We start from the raw sequence: 1,814 nt of genomic DNA, 5'->3' as shown, positions 1-1,814 counted from the left end.
CAAGGGACTTCACCGACAAGAGCGTACCTTCTCCCGAAGTTACGGTACCATTTTGCCTAGTTCCTTCACCCGAGTTCTCTCAAGCGCCTTGGTATTCTCTACCCGACCACCTGTGTCGGTTTGGGGTACGATTCCTTATAATCTGAAGCTTAGAGGCTTTTCCTGGAAGCATGGCATCAATGACTTCACTACCGTAGTAGCTCGACGTCGTGTCTCAGCCTTARAAAGAGCCGGATTTACCTAACTCTTAAGCCTACGCACTTGAACCTGGACAACCGTCGCCAGGCCCACCTAGCCTTCTCCGTCCCCCCATCGCAATTRTAAGAAGTACGGGAATATTAACCCGTTTCCCATCGACTACGCCTTTCGGCCTCGCCTTAGGGGTCGACTTACCCTGCCCCGATTAACGTTGGACAGGAACCCTTGGTCTTCCGGCGAGGGGGTTTTTCACCCCCTTTATCGTTACTCATGTCAGCATTCGCACTTCTGATACCTCCAGCATGCTTTACAACACACCTTCAACGGCTTACAGAACGCTCCCCTACCCAATGYCCAAAGGACATTGCCGCAGCTTCGGTTTATTACTTAGCCCCGTTACATCTTCCGCGCAGGCCGACTCGACTAGTGAGCTATTACGCTTTCTTTAAATGATGGCTGCTTCTAAGCCAACATCCTAGCTGTCTAAGCCTTCCCACATCGTTTCCCACTTAGTAATAATTTGGGACCTTAGCTGGCGGTCTGGGTTGTTTCCCTCTCCACGACGGACGTTAGCACCCGCYGTGTGTCTCCCGGATAGTACTTACTGGTATTCGGAGTTTGCAAAGGGTTGGTAAGTCGGGATGACCCCCTAGCCTTAACAGTGCTCTACCCCCAGTAGTATTCGTCCGAGGCTCTACCTAAATAGATTTCGGGGAGAACCAGCTATCTCCAGGTTTGATTGGCCTTTCACCCCTAGCCACAAGTCATCCGCTAATTTTTCAACATTAGTCGGTTCGGTCCTCCAGTTGATGTTACTCAACCTTCAACCTGCCCATGGCTAGATCACCTGGTTTCGGGTCTATATCCAGCAACTCGACGCCCAGTTAAGACTCGATTTCTCTACGGCTCCCCTAGATGGTTAACCTTGCTACTGAATATAAGTCGCTGACCCATTATACAAAAGGTACGCAGTCACACCACGAAGGTGCTCCTACTGCTTGTACGTACACGGTTTCAGGTTCTATTTCACTCCCCTCACAGGGGTTCTTTTCGCCTTTCCCTCACGGTACTGGTTCACTATCGGTCAGTCAGTAGTATTTAGCCTTGGAGGATGGTCCCCCCATATTCAGACAGGATATCACGTGTCCCGCCCTACTCGATTTCACTGAATGTGCGTTGTCGACTACGGGGCTATCACCCTGTATCGCCGGACTTTCCAGACCGTTCGTCTAACGCATATAAAGCTTAAGGGCTAGTCCAATTTCGCTCGCCGCTACTTTCGGAATCTCGGTTGATTTCTTTTCCTCGGGGTACTTAGATGTTTCAGTTCCCCCGGTTCGCCTCATTAACCTATGTATTCAGTTAATGATACRTGCTTATGCAYGTGGGTTTCCCCATTCAGAAATCCCAGACTCAAATGGTTGTTACTACCTAATCTGGGCTTATCGCAAGTTACTACGTCTTTCATCGCCTCTGACTGCCAAGGCATCCACCGTGTACGCTTAGTCACTTAACCATACAACCCCAAAGGGTCTTTACGTCAAACAACCAAAGTTGTCTGCATTTTTATACATGTGCAGACTCGATTTTGCCGGACTCAATTTTGAATAGTCACT

At 49.4% G+C, this 1,814-nt stretch carries 1 rRNA gene; it reads right to left on the bottom strand.

Features of this window, described 5'->3' with window-relative positions:
* A 23S ribosomal RNA gene (locus ELS82_RS24610) occupies positions 1-1,714 on the bottom strand; the annotation flags it as partial.
* Positions 1,715-1,814: the final 100 nt, after the last annotated feature.

This window comes from Vibrio ouci, from assembly GCF_004551525.1.
Lineage (GTDB): Bacteria > Pseudomonadota > Gammaproteobacteria > Enterobacterales > Vibrionaceae > Vibrio > Vibrio ouci.
This window is presented reverse-complemented; position numbering and strand designations above follow the sequence as displayed.